This window comes from Streptomyces sp. NBC_00209 (genome assembly GCF_045206345.1).
Lineage (GTDB): Bacteria > Actinomycetota > Actinomycetes > Streptomycetales > Streptomycetaceae > Streptomyces.
This window is the reverse complement of the sequence record NZ_CP108121.1, coordinates 4,056,140-4,076,102: the sequence shown is the minus strand read 5'-3', so window position 1 is coordinate 4,076,102 and position 19,963 is coordinate 4,056,140. Positions and strand designations below refer to the sequence as shown.

Annotated in this window: 19 protein-coding genes and 1 pseudogene; 8 read left to right on the top strand and 12 right to left on the bottom strand. The window is 70.0% G+C overall.

Annotation, left to right across the window (positions count from 1 at the left end; all coding sequences use genetic code 11):
- Positions 1 to 62 precede the first annotated feature (62 nt).
- Both OG867_RS18505 and OG867_RS18500 read left to right on the top strand, forming a co-directional pair.
- A complete protein-coding gene (locus OG867_RS18505) occupies positions 63 to 821 on the top strand; it encodes a helix-turn-helix domain-containing protein (protein WP_406286727.1) in 759 nt (252 codons plus the stop codon).
- Positions 805 to 1,212 carry a hypothetical protein gene (locus tag OG867_RS18500; RefSeq protein WP_406286725.1) on the top strand — a complete coding sequence of 136 codons (408 nt, stop codon included), beginning with the start codon at positions 805 to 807 and terminating at the stop codon, positions 1,210 to 1,212. The genes OG867_RS18505 and OG867_RS18500 overlap by 17 nt, the downstream gene beginning before the upstream one ends.
- A gap of 102 nt (positions 1,213 to 1,314) precedes the next feature.
- Here the strand turns inward: OG867_RS18500 and OG867_RS18495 are convergent, their stop codons facing one another.
- Both OG867_RS18495 and OG867_RS18490 read right to left on the bottom strand, forming a co-directional pair.
- Entirely contained in the window at positions 1,315 to 3,219 is a 1,905-nt protein-coding gene (locus OG867_RS18495) for an AMP-dependent synthetase/ligase (protein ID WP_406286723.1), read from the bottom strand.
- Positions 3,220 to 3,394: 175 nt separating this feature from the next.
- On the bottom strand, positions 3,395 to 4,693 hold the full coding sequence (locus OG867_RS18490; protein WP_406286721.1) for an acetyl-CoA C-acetyltransferase: 1,299 nt from the start codon (positions 4,691 to 4,693) through the stop codon (positions 3,395 to 3,397).
- Positions 4,694 to 4,769: 76 nt separating this feature from the next.
- Here OG867_RS18490 and OG867_RS18485 point away from each other — a divergent pair, with 76 nt between their 5' ends.
- Together OG867_RS18485 and OG867_RS18480 are read left to right on the top strand one after the other, a co-directional pair.
- Positions 4,770 to 6,089 (top strand): 3-oxoacyl-ACP reductase, encoded by a 1,320-nt coding sequence (locus tag OG867_RS18485; protein WP_406286718.1) that lies wholly within the window; start codon positions 4,770 to 4,772, stop codon positions 6,087 to 6,089.
- Between the two features lie 4 nt (positions 6,090 to 6,093).
- The gene (locus OG867_RS18480) at positions 6,094 to 6,924 is read left to right on the top strand and encodes a MaoC family dehydratase (protein ID WP_406286716.1); all 831 of its coding nucleotides are present in this window, start codon (positions 6,094 to 6,096) and stop codon (positions 6,922 to 6,924) included.
- Here the strand turns inward: OG867_RS18480 and OG867_RS18475 are convergent.
- The gene (locus tag OG867_RS18475; RefSeq protein WP_328904369.1) at positions 6,914 to 7,534 is read right to left on the bottom strand and encodes a TetR/AcrR family transcriptional regulator; all 621 of its coding nucleotides are present in this window, start codon (positions 7,532 to 7,534) and stop codon (positions 6,914 to 6,916) included. The genes OG867_RS18480 and OG867_RS18475 overlap by 11 nt on opposite strands.
- Before the next feature lie 184 nt (positions 7,535 to 7,718).
- Here OG867_RS18475 and OG867_RS18470 point away from each other — a divergent pair, with 184 nt between their 5' ends.
- Positions 7,719 to 9,248 (top strand): recombinase family protein, encoded by a 1,530-nt coding sequence (locus OG867_RS18470; protein ID WP_406286713.1) that lies wholly within the window; start codon positions 7,719 to 7,721, stop codon positions 9,246 to 9,248.
- On the opposite strand, the gene OG867_RS18465 is transcribed toward OG867_RS18470, so the two are convergent.
- The 5 genes from OG867_RS18465 to OG867_RS18445 all read right to left on the bottom strand — a co-directional run bounded on the left by OG867_RS18465 (position 9,245) and on the right by OG867_RS18445 (position 13,683).
- Complete coding sequence (locus OG867_RS18465; protein WP_406286711.1) at positions 9,245 to 10,573, bottom strand: dicarboxylate/amino acid:cation symporter; 1,329 nt, start codon at positions 10,571 to 10,573, stop codon at positions 9,245 to 9,247. The genes OG867_RS18470 and OG867_RS18465 overlap by 4 nt on opposite strands.
- A 409-nt stretch (positions 10,574 to 10,982) precedes the next feature.
- Positions 10,983 to 11,237: a DUF4229 domain-containing protein gene (locus tag OG867_RS18460; RefSeq protein WP_328900754.1), complete on the bottom strand. Its 255-nt coding sequence runs from the start codon at positions 11,235 to 11,237 to the stop codon at positions 10,983 to 10,985.
- A gap of 132 nt (positions 11,238 to 11,369) precedes the next feature.
- Entirely contained in the window at positions 11,370 to 11,894 is a 525-nt protein-coding gene (locus OG867_RS18455; RefSeq protein ID WP_406286709.1) for a GNAT family N-acetyltransferase, read from the bottom strand.
- 123 nt (positions 11,895 to 12,017) lie between these two features.
- Positions 12,018 to 13,181 carry an aminofutalosine synthase MqnE gene (gene mqnE / locus OG867_RS18450; protein ID WP_328900756.1) on the bottom strand — a complete coding sequence of 388 codons (1,164 nt, stop codon included), beginning with the start codon at positions 13,179 to 13,181 and terminating at the stop codon, positions 12,018 to 12,020.
- A 46-nt stretch (positions 13,182 to 13,227) separates the two neighbouring features.
- Complete coding sequence (locus OG867_RS18445) at positions 13,228 to 13,683, bottom strand: Lrp/AsnC family transcriptional regulator (protein ID WP_406286706.1); 456 nt, start codon at positions 13,681 to 13,683, stop codon at positions 13,228 to 13,230.
- 132 nt (positions 13,684 to 13,815) lie between these two features.
- Here OG867_RS18445 and OG867_RS18440 point away from each other — a divergent pair, with 132 nt between their 5' ends.
- Positions 13,816 to 13,953: a hypothetical protein gene (locus OG867_RS18440; RefSeq protein ID WP_199879188.1), complete on the top strand. Its 138-nt coding sequence runs from the start codon at positions 13,816 to 13,818 to the stop codon at positions 13,951 to 13,953.
- Between the two features lie 11 nt (positions 13,954 to 13,964).
- On the opposite strand, the gene OG867_RS18435 is transcribed toward OG867_RS18440, so the two are convergent.
- The gene (locus OG867_RS18435) at positions 13,965 to 14,612 is read right to left on the bottom strand and encodes a UbiX family flavin prenyltransferase (protein WP_406286703.1); all 648 of its coding nucleotides are present in this window, start codon (positions 14,610 to 14,612) and stop codon (positions 13,965 to 13,967) included.
- A 120-nt stretch (positions 14,613 to 14,732) separates the two neighbouring features.
- Here OG867_RS18435 and OG867_RS18430 point away from each other — a divergent pair.
- A pseudogene (locus OG867_RS18430) lies at positions 14,733 to 14,975 on the top strand (rhomboid family intramembrane serine protease); the annotation flags it as partial.
- A gap of 19 nt (positions 14,976 to 14,994) precedes the next feature.
- On the opposite strand, the gene mqnP reads toward OG867_RS18430, so the two are convergent.
- Positions 14,995 to 15,915, bottom strand: coding sequence for a menaquinone biosynthesis prenyltransferase MqnP (gene mqnP, locus OG867_RS18425; protein WP_406291034.1), 921 nt, complete (start codon positions 15,913 to 15,915; stop codon positions 14,995 to 14,997).
- The gene (locus OG867_RS18420; protein WP_406286701.1) at positions 15,909 to 17,366 is read right to left on the bottom strand and encodes a menaquinone biosynthesis decarboxylase; all 1,458 of its coding nucleotides are present in this window, start codon (positions 17,364 to 17,366) and stop codon (positions 15,909 to 15,911) included. Before OG867_RS18420 ends, mqnP begins: the two co-directional genes overlap by 7 nt.
- A 553-nt stretch (positions 17,367 to 17,919) precedes the next feature.
- Between OG867_RS18420 and OG867_RS18415 the strand changes: the two genes are divergently transcribed.
- Entirely contained in the window at positions 17,920 to 18,306 is a 387-nt protein-coding gene (locus OG867_RS18415) for a PLD nuclease N-terminal domain-containing protein (RefSeq protein WP_406286699.1), read from the top strand.
- A gap of 72 nt (positions 18,307 to 18,378) precedes the next feature.
- Here the strand turns inward: OG867_RS18415 and OG867_RS18410 are convergent, their stop codons facing one another.
- Positions 18,379 to 19,731 carry an MFS transporter gene (locus OG867_RS18410; protein ID WP_406286696.1) on the bottom strand — a complete coding sequence of 451 codons (1,353 nt, stop codon included), beginning with the start codon at positions 19,729 to 19,731 and terminating at the stop codon, positions 18,379 to 18,381.
- Positions 19,732 to 19,963 lie beyond the last annotated feature (232 nt).

Sequence of the window (19,963 nt, the reverse complement as noted above, 5' to 3'; positions counted from 1 at the left end):
GAACGCTATAGTCGGCCCTCCGGCCACCGCACGGCCGGGCCCGCGCCACGAAGGAGTACGCGATGCCGGGAGGCAGGCTCACCCAGCAGGAACGCCGCCAGATCGCCCGGGGCCTGGCCGACGGCCTGGCCTACGCCGAGATCGCCCGGCAGCTGGACCGCCCCACCTCGACCATCACCCGCGAGGTGACACGCAACGGCGGCCCCACCGGTTACCGCGCCGACGCCGCCCACCGCTCCGCCGAGCAGCGCGCCCACCGCCGGAAGAACCCCGCGCCCCGCGACGCGCGCCCGGACCCGCAGCCCTACGGCCGGGACGCCGAGGCGGTACGCGCGTACGAGGAGATGTTCACGACGGCCATGACGGCCTCGGGCGCCCCGCTCATGATGTCGAGGGTCCTCGCCGCCCTGACCCTCAGCGACACCGGCAGCCTCACCGCCGGGGAACTCTCCGCGCACCTGAAGGTCAGCCCGGCCTCCGTGTCCAAGGCGGTCGCGTTCCTGGAGACCCAGAGCATGGTCCGCCGGGAGCGCGAGGGCCGCCGCGAGCGCTATGTCATCGACAACGACCTCATGCACGACTCGATGATCGCGAGCGCCCGCTCCACGGCCCAGCTCGCCGCGACCGCCCGCGAGGGCGTCTCCGTCCTGGGCGCGGGCACGGCGGCGGGCGCCCGCCTGGAGAACATGTCCCGCTACCTGGACTTCGTCTCCGAATCCATAGCCCGAGCCGCCGACCAGGCCCGCGCCATCCTCCACACGAAGGCGCCGGACAACCCGGCATCCCTGAAGGGAATCCATGAACATGGGTTCAATCATTGAACTCGCCATCGGAGTCGCCGTGGCTGCCGGAACCGTGAAGGCTGTTGTCGCATTGACGCAGCGCAGGGCCCGGAGGCGCGCCACCGAAGTCGCGCACGCGGGCAAGGCAGCCGTCCCTTGCCGCATATCGTGGCCCGCGGGGATCGGGCGAAAGGCGTTCGTCTACGGGAAGCTTCACATCTCCGACGGCACGGTATTTTTCGGCAGGCGGTCCGCGCAGCTCATCGAACTCCCCGCCGCTGGGACCGTGGAGTCCGAGCCCAGCTGGCGCGCCGGGAATTCCCTGCTCTCCTACCGGCCTCGCGAGGGAGAAATGATCCGCATCCTGGCCAGTGCGGTCGACGCCGAGACGATTTCACGTGCGCTCACCGAAAATCCGGCAAACGGCTGACCGGCTCGGCCCTCGCGAACGCGCAAGGGGGTGCCGCAGCAGTCGCACGGCAAGGCAACTGCCGGCCGACCGCTGAGGCTCCCCCGAAGCGTCTCCGCCGCGCTACTTCCGGTACAGCTCCTCGATCTCCCCCGCGAAGTCCCGCGCGATCACATCCCGTTTCAGCTTCAGCGACGGCGTGAGGTGGCCGTTCTCCTCCGTGAAGTCCACCGGCAGCACCGTGAACTTGCGGATCGACTCGGCGCGGGAGACCAGGCGGTTGGCCTCGTCCACCGCGCGCTGGAGCGTGGTGCGCAGTTCGTCGTCGTGGACGAGTTCACGGAGGGGAACGTCCTGCTTCTTGCGCATCCGGCACCAGTGCGCGAGCCCGTCCGCCTCCAGCGTGATCAGGGCCGTGACGAAGGAGCGGTTGTCGCCGACGACCATGCACTGGCCGACCAGCGGATGGGCGCGCAGCCAGTCCTCCAGCGGGGCCGGGGTGACGTTCTTGCCGCCCGACGTGATGATGATGTCCTTCTTGCGGCCGGTGATCGTGAGGTAGCCGTCCTGGTCGAGCGCGCCCAGGTCACCGGTGGCGAACCAGCCGCCGGCCGGCACGGACGCGGACACCCCGCGCTCCGCGTCCCAGTACCCCTGGAACACCTGCCCGCCGCTGAGCAGCACCTCCCCGTCCTCGGCTATGCGTACGGCGGTGCCGGGCATCGGCCAACCGACCGTGCCCAGGCGGGGCTTGAGCGGCGGGGTGACCGTGGCGGCAGCGGTCGTCTCGGTCAGGCCGTAGCCCTCGAAGATCTCGATGCCGGCGCCCGCGTAGAACGCCGCGAGCCGCCGCCCCAGCGGGGAGCCGCCGCAGATCGCGTACCGGACATGCCCGCCGAGCGCCGCCCGGATGCGGCGGTAGACCAGCGGGTCGTACAGCGCCCGGGCGGCGCGCAGTCCGAGGCCGGGGCCGGGGCCCGTGCCGTGTTCGGCGGCCTCGACGGCCTGGCCGTACCGCTGGGCGATCCGGGCGGCCCGGTCGAAGGAGGAGGCGCGCCCCATCTTCTCGGCGGTGGCCCGGCCCGTGTTGTAGACCTTCTCCAGGACGTACGGGATCGCCAGCAGGAACGACGGCTTGAAACCGGCCAGGTCGGCGAGCAGGTCCTCGGTCCGGATCGACGGCGCGTGGCCGAGCCGGACCCGGGCGCGCAGACAGCCGATCGCGACCATCCGGCCGAAGACGTGCGACAACGGCAGGAACAGCAGCGTCGACGCGGGGTACTTGCTGACCGACTTGAAGACCGGGTGCAGCAGCTCGATGGCGTTGTCGACCTCGGCGAAGAAGTTGCCGTGGGTCAGCACGCACCCCTTCGGCCGGCCCGTGGTCCCGGAGGTGTAGATCAGGGTCGCCGGAGTCTCCGGCTCCAGGGTCGCGCGGCGCTCGGCGACGGCGTCGTCCGGGAGGTGCCGCCCGAGCTTCCTCAGCCGGCCGAGCGCGCCCGTGTCGAACTGCCAGAGGTGCGCGAGCCCGAGAAGCCGCTTGCGTTCCTGGCTGATGATCCGGCTCTGGTCGGCGGTCTCGACCGCGCAGGCCACGGCCCCGGAGTCCTGAAGGATCCAGCGGGCCTGGAAGGCGGACGAGGTCGGGTAGATGGGCACGGTGACCAGTCCGGCCGCCCAGGCCGCGAAGTCGAGCAGCGTCCACTCGTACGTCGTACGGGCCATGATCGCGATCCGGTCGCCTGCGCGCAGCCCTTCCGCGATCAGGCCCTTGGCGACGGCCAGCACCTCGGCGGCGAACTCGGCGGCCGACACGTCCTGCCAGCTCCCGTCCGGCTGCTTGCGGCTGAGGACGGCATCGGCGGGGGCCTCGCGGGCGTTGTCGAACGGGATCTCGGCGAGCGACCCCCGCCGGACGGGCGGCGCGAACGCCGGTACGGAGACCTGCCGGACGGTCCCGTGGGCGTCCCGCTCAAGCGTCGGCTCGACCAGGGCGGGTACGGGGGAAGGGGCGGGTGGCGTGGACACGTGCGGCTCCTCGGCAAGGGGGACGGGCGGGTTCGCTGGGGGGACGACCGGTCGTGTGAGGCGAGGTCGGACGGCGATACATCCAGCCCCGCCGGCGTTTGAGGCGCGGGGTCCGGGGCGGAGCCCCGGTTTCGGGAAGGGGCGGGGAGGGGAGAAGGCCCCGCGCAGCGGCCCCCTACGCCCCGCCGGACGACGAGGCGCCGCGTTCGAGGATCGCCGTGACCCCCTGGCCGCCCGCCGCGCAGATCGAGATCAGCCCGCGGCCCGGGGCGTCCCGCTCCGCGAGGAGACCCGCCAGGGTGGCGACGATGCGGGCGCCCGTCGCGGCGAAGGGGTGGCCGGTGGCGAGCGAGGAGCCGGCCACGTTCAGCCGGGACCGGTCGACGGGCGCCAGCCCCCGCTTCTCCCAGGCGGCCAGCGTGGCCAGCACCTGGGAGGCGAACGCCTCGTGGATCTCGAAGAGGTCGAAGTCCTCGATCCCGAGCCCGGCCCGTTCCAGCAGCCGGGGCACCGCGTACGCGGGCGCCATCAGGAGCCCGTCCTCACCCTTCACGTAGTCCACCGCGGCGGTCTCGTACAGCGAGAGGTACGCCTGCGGTTCGAGCCCGCGCGCCTCGGCCCACTCCTCGCTCGCCAGGAGCACGGTCGCGGCGCCGTCCGTGAGCGGCGTCGAGTTGCCCGCGGTCATCGTCGCGCCGGGGTGCTCCGTGCCGAACACGGGCTTCAGCGTGGCGAGTTTCTCCACCGTGGAGCCGGGGCGCAGGTTCTGGTCGCGCTCCAGGCCCTGGTACGGGACGACGAGGTCGTCCAGGAAGCCCCGTTCGTACGCGGCGGCGAGCCGCTGGTGGCTGGTGGCGGCCAGCAGGTCCTGCTCGGCGCGGCCGATGTCCCACTGCCGGGCGGTGAGCGCCGCGTGCTCGCCCATCGAAAGACCGGTGCGGGGTTCGGCGTTGCGCGGGATGTCCGGGACGAGGTGCCGGGGCCGTACGCCCGTGAGGGCCTTCGCGCGGGCGCCCGCCGACTTCGCGCGCCGGACGGAGAGCAGCAGCCGGCGCAGTTCGTCGTTGACGCCGAGCGGGGCGTCGCTGGCGGTGTCCGTGCCGCCCGCGATCGCGGAGTCGACGGCCCCGAGCATGATCTTGTTCGCGGCGGCGATCACCGCCTGGAGCCCCGTGCCGCACGCCTGCTGGACGTCGTACGCGGGGGTGCGCGGGTCGAGCCGCGAGCCAAGCACCGTCTCCCGGGCCAGGTTGAAATCGCGGCTGTGCTTGAGGACCGCGCCCGCCGCGAACTCGCCGACGCGCTCGCCCTGGAGGCCGAAGCGGTCGACCAGGCCGTCGAGCGCGGCGGTGAGCAGCTGCTGGTTGGAGACCTGCGCGTAGGGCCCGTCGGACCGGGCGAACGGGATGCGGCTGCCGCCGATGACCGCGACCCGGCGGGGCCGCGGGAGTGCGAGGGGAATCAACTCGACCAACTCATCTCGACCAGCTCCTGACTCTTGAGTAACCTTACTCCGGAGTAAATCTACGACCGAGCAGGGAGTCTGGACAATGGCCGACCGCTATCTGCACCTGACCGGCACGGCACCCGGCACGTTCCTCACCCGGAAACTCGGTCTCCCGCAGCCCGCCCGGCTGCGCCGCTGGACCCTGGAGACGCCGACGCTGACCGGCCCCGTCCTCCACCTCACCGCAGGGGACTCCGCCGTCACCGAGGAGCTGGCCGCGGCCCTCACCGCCACCGGCCTGGAGGTCGTCGCGCGCGCGGACCGGCCCGCCGCGCTCGTGCTCGACGCGACCGCCGTGGACACCGCCGCCGGACTGGGCGCCGTGCACGCCGCCCTCCACCCGGTCGTCCGCTCGCTGGCCCCCGGCGGCCGGGTCGTCGTCCTCGGCGTGCGGCCCTCGCCGGACGACCACCACCAGGCCGCCGCCCAGCAGGCCCTGGAAGGCTTCACACGCTCGCTCGGCAAGGAGATCGGCAAGGGCGCCACCGTGCAGCTGGTCCGCATCGCCCCGTCCGCCGTCGCCTCCGCCGAGTCCACCCTGCGCTTCCTGCTCTCGCCCCGGTCCGCGTACGTCAGCGGCCAGGTCATCGAGGTCACCGACGCCGCCCCCGACCCGGTCCGCGACTGGGCCGCCCCGCTCGCCGGCCGGACCGCCCTGGTCACCGGCGCCGCCCGGGGCATCGGGGCCTCCGTCGCCTCGGTCCTGGCCCGCGACGGCGCCCACGTCATCTGCCTGGACATCCCGCAGGCCCAGGAGGACCTGGTGCGCACCGCCGACCGCCTCGGCGCCACCGCGCTCCCCCTCGACATCACGGCCGAGGACGCCGCCGCGCGCATCGCGGCCGCCGCCCCGGACGGGCTCGACATCCTCGTCCACAACGCCGGCATCACCCGCGACCGCCGGCTCGCCAACATGGCCGCCGACCGCTGGGCCTCGGTCATCGACGTCAACCTGGACAGCGTCCTGCGCACCACCGACGCGCTGCTGAAGGCGGGCACGGTCAACCGGGGCGGCCGGATCGTCGCCACCGCCTCCATCGCGGGCATCGCCGGCAACAACGGCCAGACCAACTACGCGGCCAGCAAGGCCGGCATCATCGGCCTGGTCCGCTCACTGGCCCCGCGCGCCGCCGCCGACCACGGCGTCACGGTCAACGCGGTCGCCCCCGGCTTCATCGAGACGAAGATGACCGCGGCCGTCCCGCTCCTCATCCGCGAGGCCGGCCGCCGGATGAACTCCCTTTCCCAGGGCGGCCTCCCGGTCGACGTCGCCGAGACCACCGCCTGGTTCGCCCAGCCCGCGTCCGCCGCCGTCAACGGCCAGGTCGTCCGGGTCTGCGGCCAGAGCCTGCTGGGGGCGTGACCCGATGAGCCTGATCCTCTCGCTGGCCCGGGGCGCCGTCACCTCGCCCTTCAAGCGCGCCGGACGCCCCGGCGCCACCCTCCCCGCCGGCCGCCTCCGCCTGCCCGCCGCGCCCCTCGTACCCGGACGCCTGGCCGCGTACCGCGCGATCTGCGGCTTCCCGGCGACCGGGCCGCTGCCGGTGACGTACCCGCACGTCCTGGCGTTCCCCCTCGCGATGCGGCTGATGACCCGCCGCGACTTCCCGCTCCCGGTCACCGGACTCGTCCACACCTGGATCGAGATCACCGCCCACCGTACCCTCCGGCCGGAGGATTCGCTCGAACTCACGGTGTACGCGGCGGAGTTGAGCCCGCACCGGCGCGGCACCGAGGTCACCGTGGTGACCGAGGCGCGGCTCGCGGGCGCGCTGGTGTGGGAGTCCCGCAGCGGCTATCTGTCCCGGCACGCGACGCGTACGGAAGCCCCGGCACCGGTGACGCGTACGGAGGCCCCGCCACCGGCGACGCCTCCCGCACCGCTCCCCGCCCTCGCCGAGTGGCGGCTGCCCAGCGACCTCGGACGGCGGTACGCGGCGGCCTCCGGCGACCGCAACCCGATCCACCTCCACCCGCTGACCGCCCGGCTGTTCGGCTTCCCCCGCGCCATCGCCCACGGCATGTGGACCGTCGCCCGCTGCCTGGCCGAAAATCCCGACCCGGCCACGCTCCGCACCGTACGGGCCGACTTCCGCGCCCCGGTCCTGCTGCCCGGCACGGTCACGTACGCCTCCGCCGGCCACGCGTTCCAGCTGCGCGGCGGCGAACGGGTGCACCTGACGGGGACTACGGGCTAGGCACCTGCCACGGGCGGCCGTTCATCAGGTTCTCCAGGCCCGCCCAGGAGAAGTTCATCATCGTGGCCGCCGCCTCCCGGGCCGAGACGCCCGGGGTCTCGTTGGCCCAGCCCGCCAGCGCCTCCGCCGCGCCCACCAGGGCCTGCGCGAGGCCCGCCACGTCCCGGTCCGGGAGCGCCGGGTCGTGGTGCGCCTCGCGGGCGGCGGCGCCGATCAGACCGGTCACGAACGCGACGATCTCCTCGCGCATCACGTTGACCTCGGTGGCGAACGGCTCCCCGTGCGTCCGCGCCTGCCGGTAGAGCACCGCCCAGCCGTCCGGGTTCTCCGCGGTGTGCGTGAAGAACGCCCGCAGCCCCTCCCAGAGTTGCCGGTCGGCGGGCAGACCGGGCTCGACGCCCCCCTGCACGGCGGCCAGCAGCGCCTGCGCCTCGCGCCGGATGCACGCGGTGAACAGCTCGTCCTTTGAATTCAGGTACAGGTAGACCAGGGGCTTCGACACCCCGGCCAGCTCGGCGATCTCGTCCATCGAGGCGGCCCGGTACCCCCGCTGCCCGAACGTCTGCACCGCGGCGTCCATCATCTGCTGCTCGCGCACGGCGCGCGGCATCCGCTTGTTCCGCACAGCACCCACGTCGACTCCTCCCGCCCCGCAGCACTACTCCCGGGTAAGGGTACGGGGCCCGCGCGGGCACACCGCGCTGGAACCAGTGCCTGTTCGGTCACCCCGTAACCACATCTGCTGGATGCACGTTGCTCCGTACACAGGAAGTCGATCCGGACGGGGCTGGGCCATGAGCAAGCCGAAGCACGTAGGCATCTATGTGCGGATCAGCAAGGACCGCAAGGGAGAAGAACTCGGCATCCAACGCCAGGAGAAGGCGTGTCGAGAACTGTGCGCACGTATGGGGTGGGGCGTCTTCCAGGTCTACCCGGAGAACGATGTGTCGGCATCGACCACGAGCAAGCGTCGCCGCCCCCAGTACGCGCAGATGATCCGAGACGCCCGGGACGGCCTCATCGACGGGATCGTCGTCTACTCCATCGACCGTTTGACGCGGCGAATCAGCGAGCTGACCCACTTCCTGGATGAACAGAAGGAACACGGGTTCGCCTTCGCCACCACAGAGGGCGAGGACACTGCGACGGCAAATGGCCGCATGATCCTGACGATCAAGGGTGCGGTGGCACAGCAAGAGACAGAACGCATGTCGGAACGCATCAACAACTCTCTCCTGCAGCGCAGAGAGCAAGGAAAGCCGCACGCCGGCGGCAAGCGGCAGTTCGGCTTCAAGGAAGGGGCACGATTCCGAGAAGTGGACGAACACGAGGCCGAACTCATCGGGGCGGGCTACCGCATGCTGATCGGCCCGACCCCAGGGACTCCCGGTGACGTGGCCCGGTACTGGAATTCCCAGGGCTCTACGACACCGCACGGTGGTGCCTGGACCATCCAGTCGGTGAAGCGCGTCTACCGGTCAGAACGGACCGGTGGGATCGTCACGTACAAGGGCCAGGACATCGGCGACAGCGTTTACGGGGCTCCGCTGACTCGCAAGGAGTGGCAGAACGCCCAGGCTCTGCTCAACGGGCGAGCCACGCCCGCAGCGCAGGGCGCGGGCAAGCGGAAGCACGTGTACTCCGGCTTTCTGCGGTGCGGCTATTGCGGGTCCGTCATGCGTGTCCAGTGGGCGACCATCCAGGGCCGCACCTTCCGACGGACGTTGTGCCACTCAGGTCAGCGAGGGATGAACGGCCGCTTGGGCTGCGGGAAGGTGAGCCGCAAGTACGAGTGGATCGAAGAGCGTCTCAACGAGATGATCGAATCTGCGCTGTCCCGCCCCTCCGAGAGGGAAGAAGAGGAGCCCGCACGGAACCTCACGAAGGAGATCAGCCTGCTGGAGAGTCGGGTCCAAGCACTCCGGAGCCGCTGGAAGGACGGCCGAATGGACGACGAGGACTATTTCGATGCACTGACCCACCTGCGCGCGGATCTCCGGACTCTGCACACACGTGAAGCGACGACGGCCGTTCGCCGATCCCGCACGCAGGCCGATCCGCTCACAGTCTGGGGTGACGACCGCCCCGAAAACCTTGAGCGTCGCCGCGCGATCGTAGCGACGGTGATCGACCACGTGGATGTCTTCAGCATCGGTCGCGGCAGGCGCACACCGCCCGAAATGTCATCGATCACGATGACGCCTGCCGATGGGCAGCGGAAACCCGCGGCCGGAGCGCTGAGCACCGACGACAACGGTGCCGAAGACGCCCCGCACCAGGTATCGGTACGGGGCGCCTTCCGGTCTCCGGCAGCGGAACGCTAGGCGGCGACGGCGACCTTCTGCGGCTGTTCCGCATCGACCGGCGACGACTCCACGCTGCTGAACTTGTCGCGGTCGAGAATGTTCTCCCGCGCCGCCACAATCACCGGAGTGACAACTTGGCCGGCCACGTTCGTCGCCGTCCTCATCATGTCCAGGATCGGGTCGATGGCCATCAGCAGGCCGACGCCCTCCAGCGGGAGGCCCAGGGTCGACAGGGTCAGCGTCAGCATGACCGTCGCGCCGGTCAGACCGGCGGTGGCCGCCGAGCCGATGACCGAGACGAACGCGATCAGGACGTAGTCACCGATCCCCAGCTGCACGTCGAAGATCTGCGCGATGAAGATCGCGGCGAGCGCCGGGTAGATCGCGGCGCAGCCGTCCATCTTGGTGGTGGCGCCGAACGGGACGGAGAAGGAGGCGTACTCCTTCGGAACGCCCAGGCGCTCGGTGACCTTCTGGGTGACCGGCATGGTGCCGACCGAGGAGCGCGAGACGAACGCCAGCTGGATCGCGGGCCAGGCGCCCTTGAAGAACTGGAGCGGGCTCAGCTTGGCGACGGTGGCGAGCAGCAGCGGGTAGACGCCGAACAGCACCAGGGCGCAGCCGATGTAGACGTCGGCGGTGAACGTCGCGTACTTGCCGATCAGGTCCCAGCCGTAGTCCGCGATGGCGTAGCCGATGAGGCCGATGGTGCCGATCGGGGCGAGGCGGATGACCCACCACAGGGCCTTCTGGAGGAGTTCCAGGACGGCTTCGCTGAGGGTGAGGATCGGCTGCGCCTTCTCACCGAGCTTGAGGGCGGCGATGCCGGCGACGGCGGCCATGAAGACGATCTGGAGGACGTTCAGCTCGGCGAACGGCGTGATGACGTTGTCCGGGATGATGCCGGTCAGGAAGTCGAGCCAGGAGCCGGCGTGCTCGGGGAGCTTGCCGTCCTTCGGGGTGAGGCCGGTGCCGGAGCCCGGGTTGGTGATCAGGCCGATCGCGAGGCCGATGGCCACGGAGATCAGCGAGGTGATCATGAACCAGAGCAGGGTGCGGGTCGCCAGCCGGGCGGCGTTGTTGACCTTGCGCAGGTTGGTGATCGACACCAGGATCGCGAAGAAGACGAGGGGCGCGACGGCCAGCTTCAGCAGCTGGACGAAGATGTGGCCGACCTTGTCGAGCGTGGTGTACAGCCAGTCGATGTCCTGGCTGCGGGCGAGCCAGCCGAGCAGGACGCCGAGGACCAGACCGGCGACGATCTGGGCCCAGAACGGGACGTTGGGTATACGGAAGCCGGAGCCCGCGGGCTTCTCGGCGGTGGACGCGGGGTTCGCGGACACGGACACACTCCAGATGTGACGCATCGGGACGCACGGGGACGGTGTGCGGGGGACGGGGGTGCGGCGCCCGCGTCAGGGGCGGCGCCGCTGCATGGTGCCGGTATCAGACGTTGCGGCAACAGACCGCGGACATACAGCGGCAGAGATCGACATGAAGGCGCTCCACGAGCGGGACGCTCGTGGCAGGTCGCAGGCGCACATCAGTCTTCATGCCGAACACGTTAACACTTGAACTTTGAGAACCTCAAAGGTCTTCTTTGGTACGGGAGAGCGCTCCGCGGCCACCTCCGGACATCCCGGAATCCCCAACTCCGCCTGGAGACACGAAAAACCCCAGTACAGGAGCGGCTGCTCCCGCGCTGGGGTTCGACGAAAAAGGTGCGGGGGTGTGAGGAAGCTTACGTTCCCCTTACTGGGTCACACCGTCCTCGCGCGTGCGGTTGGCCTCCAGGCGCGCCTTGGCGCGGTCGACCGAGGAGACGATCTGCTCGGACATCTCGTCGCGCTGCTTGCGCAGCAGGACGAAGCTGAGCGGCGCGGACACCACCAGCGCGAGCAGGACGACCCAGACGACGTTGGACCCCCCGACCCCGGACGGCACCGCCCCGAAGTGGACGGCGATGGCGGCGACGACGAGGCAGCCGACGAAGATGCTGAGACGCATCGCGGTGTACCGGATCGTTGCGCTCGGCTTGGCAGCGGACACAGCTGGCCTTCTCTCTACGTACGACAGTCCTGCCCGACCAGTGAAGCATGCCCCGCAATCGATCGATTCGCTGGGCCGCGTCCCGGACGCTCAGCCCAGCGGCAGCAGCATGAAGATGTCGTCCCGGTCGTCGCCCTCGGCCACCCGGATCGCGTCGGGGACGCGCCCGACCTCCTTGTAGCCGCAGGCGGCGTAGAAGCGGTCGGCGCCGGTGCCGCCCCGGCAGGTGAGCCGGATCGCCTCGATGCCCTCGGTCGCGCGCGCCGCGTCCGCGACCGCCGCCATCAGGTCGCGGCCGTACCCCTTGCCCTGGTGGCGGGGGTGGACCATCACGGTGTACGCCCACAGCCAGTGCCGCATCAGCCGGTGCGTGTTGAACGTCAGGAACGCGGTGGCGGCGACGCGCCCCTCCTCGTCGCGGCCGACGATCAGCCGGGTCCGCCCCTCGGTCAGGGCGACCTGGTGCTTGAGCAGCTCCGGCCGGACGTCCTCCTCCGACACCGGCGGCACAAAGCCCACCGCGCCGCCCGCGTTGGAGACATCGACCCAGAGCGCGACGATGCCGTCCCGCACGGGCCGGTCATAGGGCGGGTCCACCTCGAACGTAAGAGCCATAGATGCACATTAACTATTACAGCTTGCAGGTTCAACCAGCGTCCGGAACGCGAGAAAGCTCCGGCCGGGGACGGTGGCCGGAGCTTTCGTACGTGCGGCGTCGCGCGCGCGGCGCGCGCCGGGTCAGACCCGCATCGGCTGCGGCGACTCGCGCCGCTCCGCGTCCGGGCCCGGGTACTCGCGGATGATCTCGTACCGGGTGTTGCGCTCGACGGGCTGGAAGCCCGCGTCGCGGATCAGGTCGAGCAGGTCCTCGCGGGTCAGCTTGTTCGGCGTGCCGTAGTTGTCCGCGTCGTGCGTGATCTTGTACTCCACGACCGAGCCGTCCATGTCGTCCGCGCCGTGCTGGAGCGCGAGCTGAGCGGTCTGCACGCCGTGCATCACCCAGAACACCTTGACGTGCGGCACGTTGTCGAACAGCAGCCGGGAGACGGCGAAGGTCTTCAGCGCCTCGGCACCGGTCGCCATCGTGGTCCGCGCCTGGAGCTTGTTGCGGACCTTGCCGTCCTTCATGTCCACGAAGTCGTGCTGGTAGCGCAGCGGGATGAAGACCTGGAAGCCGCCGGTCTCGTCCTGGAGCTCACGCAGCCGCAGCACGTGGTCGACGCGGTGCCGGGGCTCCTCGATGTGCCCGTACAGCATGGTCGCCGGCGTCTTCAGCCCCTTCTCGTGGGCGAGCCGGTGGATGCGCGACCAGTCCTCCCAGTGGGTGCGGTGGTCCACGATGTGCTGACGGACCTCCCAGTCGAAGATCTCCGCGCCGCCACCGGTCAGCGATTCGAGACCGGCCTCGATCAGCTCGTCCAGGATCTCCGAGGCGGAGAGCTTGGAGATGGTCTCGAAGTGGTGGATCTCGGTGGCGGTGAACGCCTTCAGGGAGACCTGCGGCAGCGCCTCCTTGAGCGCGCTGAGCGAGCGCGGGTAGTAGCGCCACGGCAGGGAGGGGTGCAGCCCGTTGACGATGTGCAGCTCGGTGAGGTTCTCGCCCTCCATCGCCTTGGCGAGCTTCACCGCCTCCTCGATGCGCATGGTGTACGCGTCCTTCTCCCCCGGCTTGCGCTGGAAGGAGCAGTACGCGCACGAGGCGGTGCACACGTTGGTCATGTTGAGGTGACGGTTGACGTTGAAGTGGACGACGTCGCCGTTCTTGCGCGTGCGCACCTGGTGGGCCAGCCCGCCGAGCCAGGCCAGGTCATCGGACTCGTAGAGCGCGATCCCGTCCTCACGGCTCAGCCGCTCACCGGCTTCGACCTTCTGCTCCAGTTCGCGCTTGAGTCCCGCGTCCACCAGTGCTCCTCAATTCCTCGCCGTACCGAACCTTGCCACCGTACGCCTAGCCCTCCTCGGGGAGGTCTCCGACCCGGTTCTCCCACTTCGTGGAGAGCACGATGGTGGTACGGGTGCGCGAGACGCCCTTCGTGCCGCTGAGGCGGCGGATCGTCTTCTCCAGGCCGTCCACGTCGCCCACGCGGACCTTGAGCATGTACGAGTCGTCGCCCGCGATGAACCAGGCGTCCTCGATCTCCGCGAGGTCCTTCAGCCGGTGCGCCACGTCCTCGTGGTCGGCGGCGTCGGAGAGCGAGATGCCGATGAGGGCCGTGACGCCGAGGCCGAGCGAGGCCGCGTCGACGGTGGCGCGGTAGCCCGTGATGACACCGGCGGATTCCAGCCGGTTGATGCGGTCGGTGACGCTGGGCCCGGAGAGCCCGACGAGCCGTCCGAGCTCGGCGTACGAGGCCCTGCCGTTCTCCCGGAGGGCCTGGATGAGCTGCCTGTCCACCGCGTCCATATGACTGAAACCTTCCATTGTTCAGCAGTACCGCAAGTCTACGTGTAGAATCGAAGGCATGCAGGCATCGATGCCTGCAAATCTTCTCGCACAACCAAAAATCGCTTACGAATCTTCAGGAGTGACGACACCGTGTACACGATCGAGATGGCCTACGCCCGAATGCGCGAGCTTCAGGACCTGGCCAACCGCTCGCGTGCCCACCACCCCGCCGCCGCCCTCCGGGTCGACCGCACCCGCGGCCCCCGGCGCGCGCCCAAGAAGCGCTGACGCCCACACCGTCAGCCCGGGGAGCCGCCACCCAGCTCCCCCTCCCAACGGCGGTACAGCCGGTGCGGCACACCCGCCGCGTCCAGCACCCGCCCCGCGACGAAGTCCACCAGATCCTGGATGTGCGTCGCCCCCGCGTAGAAGCCCGGCGAGGCGGGCAGCACGACCGCGCCCGCCTCGTCCAGGGCCACCAGCTGCTTCAGCGTCTGCCCGCTCAACGGCGTCTCCCGGACCGCGACCACCAGCTTCCGCCGCTCCTTCAGCGTCACGCTCGCCGCCCGCTGCAACAGGTCCTTCGAGAGCCCGAGCGCCACCCCCGCCACGCACGCCGTCGAGGCCGGGACGATCAGCATCCCCTTCGCCGGATACGACCCCGAGGACGGCCCCGCGGCCAGATCGCCGGCCGCCCAGTGGCGTACACCCGACACGTCCACGTCGAAGGTCTCCGGCTTGCCGTCCGCGCCCCGCGCCAGCCAGGCCGCCAGGTCCTCGCGCCAGTGCGCGTCGCGGTAGGCGATCCCGGTCTCGTCCAGGAGCGTCAGCCGCGAGGCCCGGCTCACGACCAGGTCCACGCCCTCCCCCGCCGCCAGCAGCCCGCGCAGCACCGCGGCGGCGAAAGGCGTGCCCGAAGCGCCGGAAACCCCGACAATCCAAGGCATTCGCTGCCGCTGACTCACTGAAGACCGGGAATCCACACCCCCGAGCCTATCCGGCGCACCGCACCAGGAACTGTCCGAGGGGCTTGGTGCGTTCCGTCAGGTGAAGGGGGGTGTCCTGTGATGGGCGACGTATGGATGGGGACCGGTGACCGGGCTCTCGTGGCCGGAGCGCTCATGCTCGGCTGGATCGCGCTGCTCTGGATCCTGGAGGCCGTCGACCTCGCCACCGGCCACGGCTTGGACGATCACGGCATCTCCCCCCGCGAGCCCGGTGAACTGCTCGACATCGTGCACGCCGCGTTCCTCCACGACGGGCTCTTCGGGCTGATAGGCGGGGTGGCGGCGGCCTTCGCGCTGCGCCGCCCCACCGCCCCGCGCGCGCTCACACCGTGAGCCCCCGCACGACCAGATCCAGCAGCGCGCACACGAACAGCGCGATCCCGATGAAGCCGTTGACCGAGAAGAAGGCCCGGTTCAGCCGGGAAAGGTCGTGCGGGCGCACCACCCGGTGCTCGTACACGAAGGCGACCGAGACGATCACCATGCCGATCCAGTAGAAGACCTCCGCGTCCGTGGCGAGGCCGAACCAGACCAGCAGGCCCGTCGTCACCACGTGGCACACCCGCGCGCCCCACAGCGCGGCCGGGATGCCGAAGCGCGCCGGGAAGGACAGCACCCCGTGTGCCCGGTCGGCCCGCACGTCCTGGCAGGCGAAGATCAGGTCGAAGCCGCCGATCCAGATGCCGACGGCGAGCCCCAGGATGACCGCGTCCCCCGACCAGCTGCCGGTCACCGCGATCCAGGCCCCGACCGGGCCCATCGCCTGGGCGAGCCCCAGGATGGCGTGCGGGAAGTTCGTGAACCGCTTGCCGTACGGGTAGACCACCATCGGGATCACCGCGACCGGCGCCAGCGCCAGGCAGAGCGGGTTCAGCAGGGCGGCGGCCCCGAGGAACACGACGAGGGCGACGAGCGCCCCGGTCCACGCCGACTTCACGGACACCGCGCCGGTCACCAGCTCACGACCCGCGGTGCGCGGATTGCGGGCGTCGATCTCGCGGTCGATGATCCGGTTCGCGGCCATCGCGAACGTCCGCAGCCCGACCATCGCGACCGTCACCAGCAGCAGCGTGCCCCACTGGATCTCCCCGCCGTCGATGAACATCGCGGTCAGGGCGGCGATGTACGCGAAGGGCAGCGCGAAGACGGAGTGCTCGATCATCACGAGCCGCAGGAAGGCTTTCACCTTGCTGCTCGGTTGCGCGGGCCCTGACCCCAGGGTTGCTTCGGCGGCGCTCACAATCCGTATTCCTTCCACCGGCGGTCGACCATCGCCGCCGTCTCCGGGTCCGACTCGACCATGTCGGGCCAGCCCCCGTCCCGCGTGTAGCCCTCCTCGGGCCACTTCCTCGTCGCGTCGATGCCCGCCTTGCCGCCCCAGAACTGCTGGTACGAGGCGTGGTCGAGGTGGTCGACGGGACCCTCGGTGACCATCAGGTCGCGGGCGTAGTCCGTGTTGCCGAGGGCCCGCCAGGACACCTCGTGCAGGTCGTGGACGTCGCAGTCGGAGTCCACGACGACGATCAGCTTCGTCAGCGACATCATGTGCGCGCCCCAGATCGCGCTCATCACCTTCTGCGCGTGCTTCGGGTACTTCTTGTCGATCGAGACGATCGCGCAGTTGTGGAAGCCGCCGGACTCCGGCAGGTGGTAGTCCACGATGTCCGGGACGATGATCTTCAGCAGCGGCAGGAAGAAGCGTTCGGTGGCCCGCCCGAGCGGCCCGTCCTCGGTCGGCGGCCGGCCGACCACGATGGACTGGAGCAGCGGTCGCTTCCGCATGGTCACGCAGTCGATCGTCAGTGCGGGGAACGGCTCCTGCGGGGTGTAGAACCCGGTGTGGTCGCCGAACGGCCCCTCGGGCAGCGTCTTGCCGGGCTCCAGCCAGCCCTCGATGACGACCTCGGCGTTGGCCGGGACCTGGAGCGGCACGGTCTTGCAGTCGACCATCTCGATCCGCTTGCCCTGGAGGAACCCGGCGAACATGTACTCGTCGATGTCCTCGGGCAGCGGCGCCGTGGAGGCGTACGTGACGGCGGGCGGCGCACCGAACGCGATGGCGACGGGCAGCCGCTCCCCGCGCCGGGCCGCGACCTGGTAGTGGTTGCGGCTGTCCTTGTGGATCTGCCAGTGCATCCCGATGGTGCGCCGGTCGTGCCGCTGGAGCCGGTAGAGCCCGAGGTTGCGGATGCCGGTCTCGGGGTGCTTGGTGTGGGTGAGCCCCAGGTTGAAGAAGGAGCCGCCGTCCTTGGGCCAGGTGAACAGCGCGGGCAGCTGGTCCAGGTCCACGTCGTCGCCGGTGAGGACGACCTCCTGGACCGGCGCGTTCTCGCCCTTCACCTTCTTCGGCGGCACGTGCACCATCGAGCCGAGCTTCCCGAAGGCTTCCCGCACCCCGACGAAGCCGTGCGGCAGCTCGGGCCTGAGCAGCCCGCCGATCTTCTCGCTGATCTCGCCGTAGGACTTCAGCCCGAGCGCCTTGAGCAGCCGCTTGTCGGTGCCGAAGACGTTCATGGCGAGGGGCATCGAGGAGCCCTTGACGTTCTCGAAGAGCAGCGCGGGCCCGCCGGCCTTGTTCACCCGGTCGACGATCTCACCGACCTCCAGGTAGGGGTCGACCTCGGCCTTGATGCGCTTGAGCTCGCCCTCGCGCTCCAGAGCCCGGAGGAGGGATCGAAGATCGTCGTAAGCCATGAGGACAAGTTTGACATCCTCCCCGGCGAGCCCCGCCGGGGCTCCCCGTGTCAGCCATCGACCGACGCGGTGGCACGCCGGAAAGCCGACGGCCCGGTTGACGCTTCACGGCCCCGGCCGACGCCTGGAGGGCTCCACGTCAGGTAACCGCCATGCCAGGCGGCCAGAGTGTTCTTCGCCCCGACCACCCAGGAGCCGCTCCCCCGGCACCTGCCAGCCGCACCCGCTTCCGTACGGGATGTCGGCGGCGGCCCCGGCATCCACGCCCGCTCGCGACTCGCTCCAGCAGGGCATCGCCGAGATCCTGAACCCGGATCGCACGACGGGAGGAAGGGTTTCGCCGAAGCCCACTTCCACACGGGGGAATCCCTGGTCGGATCACGCCTGTTCGCCTCCGCGCCGGCGGCCGCCCGCATGGCCGAACCGTACCCGGACCTGCTCGCCGCCCGTTCCCACCTGCTCGCCGTGGGACGTAAATGACACCGGCTACTCTGGGCCCGTCACCGGGGCGGGGCAAAGCCCCGCCAACTCTCCTCGGGGGGATCTTTCCACCATGCTGCGGGCCCTGATCTACCTTCTGCCGCTGGCGCTGACGATCTTCGCGTTCATCGACTGCCTGAACACCCCGGAGGACGAGGCCAAGCACCTGCCGAAGATCGCCTGGGTCTTCATCATCCTGCTGTTCTGGATCGTCGGCCCGATCGTCTGGCTGGCCGCGGGCAAGGTCCGCCAGGCGCCCGCCGGAGGCCGTACGCCCTCCGAGTGGCACCGCGACCACCGTCAGCAGTGGGTGGCCCCGGACGACAACCCGGACTTCCTGAAGTCGCTGAAGGATGAGGACAAGAACGACGAGGCCCTGCTCAAGGACTGGGAGGCGGACCTGCGCCGCCGCGAGGAGGAACTGAAGCGCCGCGAGAACGGCTCCGAGGAAGCCTCCTAGGCCGCGTATCGAAGTGCTCTTCGGGGGCGTACCACCTCGCGGTGTCAGACAGGAAGAACCGAGTCTGCGGGGTCAGGCTGCCGCTGTTGCGGCGGACCGCCGTTCCGGCCGCGCGATGAGCCGCCAGGCACCGAGGCCGCCCAGGAGGTAGGCGGCGCCGACCGCGAGGAAGGAGAGGGCGGCTCCGTGGTTCCAGTCGGTGATGGAGTGCAAGATGACGCCCATAACGGCGATCCCGACCAGTGAACCCATCTGACGGTTGGCGTTGAGAACCGATCCGGCCACGTTCGCATGCTCCGGGCCGGCAGCATCGACGAGCACCGCCGTCATGCCGGGCGAGATGATGCCGGCGCCCACGTTCGCCACACCCACGGCAACGGCCACCGCCCAGTAAGGGGTGCTCGGGGAGATGGTGACCATCGTCAGAGAGGCGACTCCGGCGAGCAGCAGGAATGTCGTCAGGAGGATGCCGTTGGAGAATCGGGCGGAGATCCGGGAGTAGACGATGTTGGCCACCGGGAAAAAGATCGTCATGGGGAGCAGCTCAAGGCCCGCCTCGAACGGGGAGGCCCCGCGGGCGTGCTGGAGGTAGAGGCCGAGCATGAAGGTCGAGCCGAACAGGCCGAAGTTGAAGAGGAAGCCGACGATGTTGGCGCCGGCGAAACCTGAGTGGCGGAAGAGAAGCCATGGCATCACGAGGTTGACCGCGCGCCGCTCGCGGACCACGAGGGTGGCGGCGGCCACGACGGCGACCGCGTAGGCGGTGACCACCGCCCCTGCCGCCCAGCCCAGTTGTGGGCCTTCGATCAGGGAGAAGCTGATGGCTGCGAGGAGGAGGATCCAGGTGATGTGCCCGGAAACGGCCAGCCGCGTGGCCTGGATCCCGACCGGCGCGATGTAGCGGTAGGTCATGGACATACCGATCAGACCGATCGGCAGGTTCAGAAGAAAGATCGACTCCCAGCCGAACGCGCTCACCATCAGACCACCGACGGTGGGGCCCAGCCCGGACGAGGTGGCGACGATCGCCGACCACAGACCCAGCATCTTCGTGCGCCGGCGCTTCTCCGGGAAGGAAAAGACCAGCAGTGACAGGGAGCTGGGCATGAAGAGAGCTGCGCCGGCGCCCTGGACGAAGCGCGCCACGATCAGTGTTTCGGCGTTGGGTGCCAGGGTGCAGGCGAGTGAGGCGATGAAAAAGACGCCCATCCCCCAGAGGTAGATCTTCTTCGCCCCGATCCGGTTGGCCAGGCCGCCGGCGAGTATCAAGAGCGAGGCGAAGGTCAGAACGTACCCGTCGACGATCCAGGTCAGCTGCGTCAGTGTGGTCCTCAGCTCCTCCTGGATGGTGGCGCCGGCGACGTTGACCACGGTGACGTCCAGGGTCGCCATGACGAATCCCGTGGCCAGCGCCGTGATCTTCACGCCGCTTGGCACCTCGCGCTTCCCCGGCGCAGGCGTGGGTGTCACTCCGGTGTGGACTGAAGTCATCTTCATTTCTCCTGCGGGGTCGAGGCGGGGGTACGCCCGCATGGGGGCGCAACCGCCCAACTGCAGTTCCTGTGCGCCTGCTCGGGTCTTCCGGTGCGTGGCTGACCACTGAACTGCATAGGTTGATGACTGTCAAACGTTGATGCTCATCAACCTATGGTGAGCA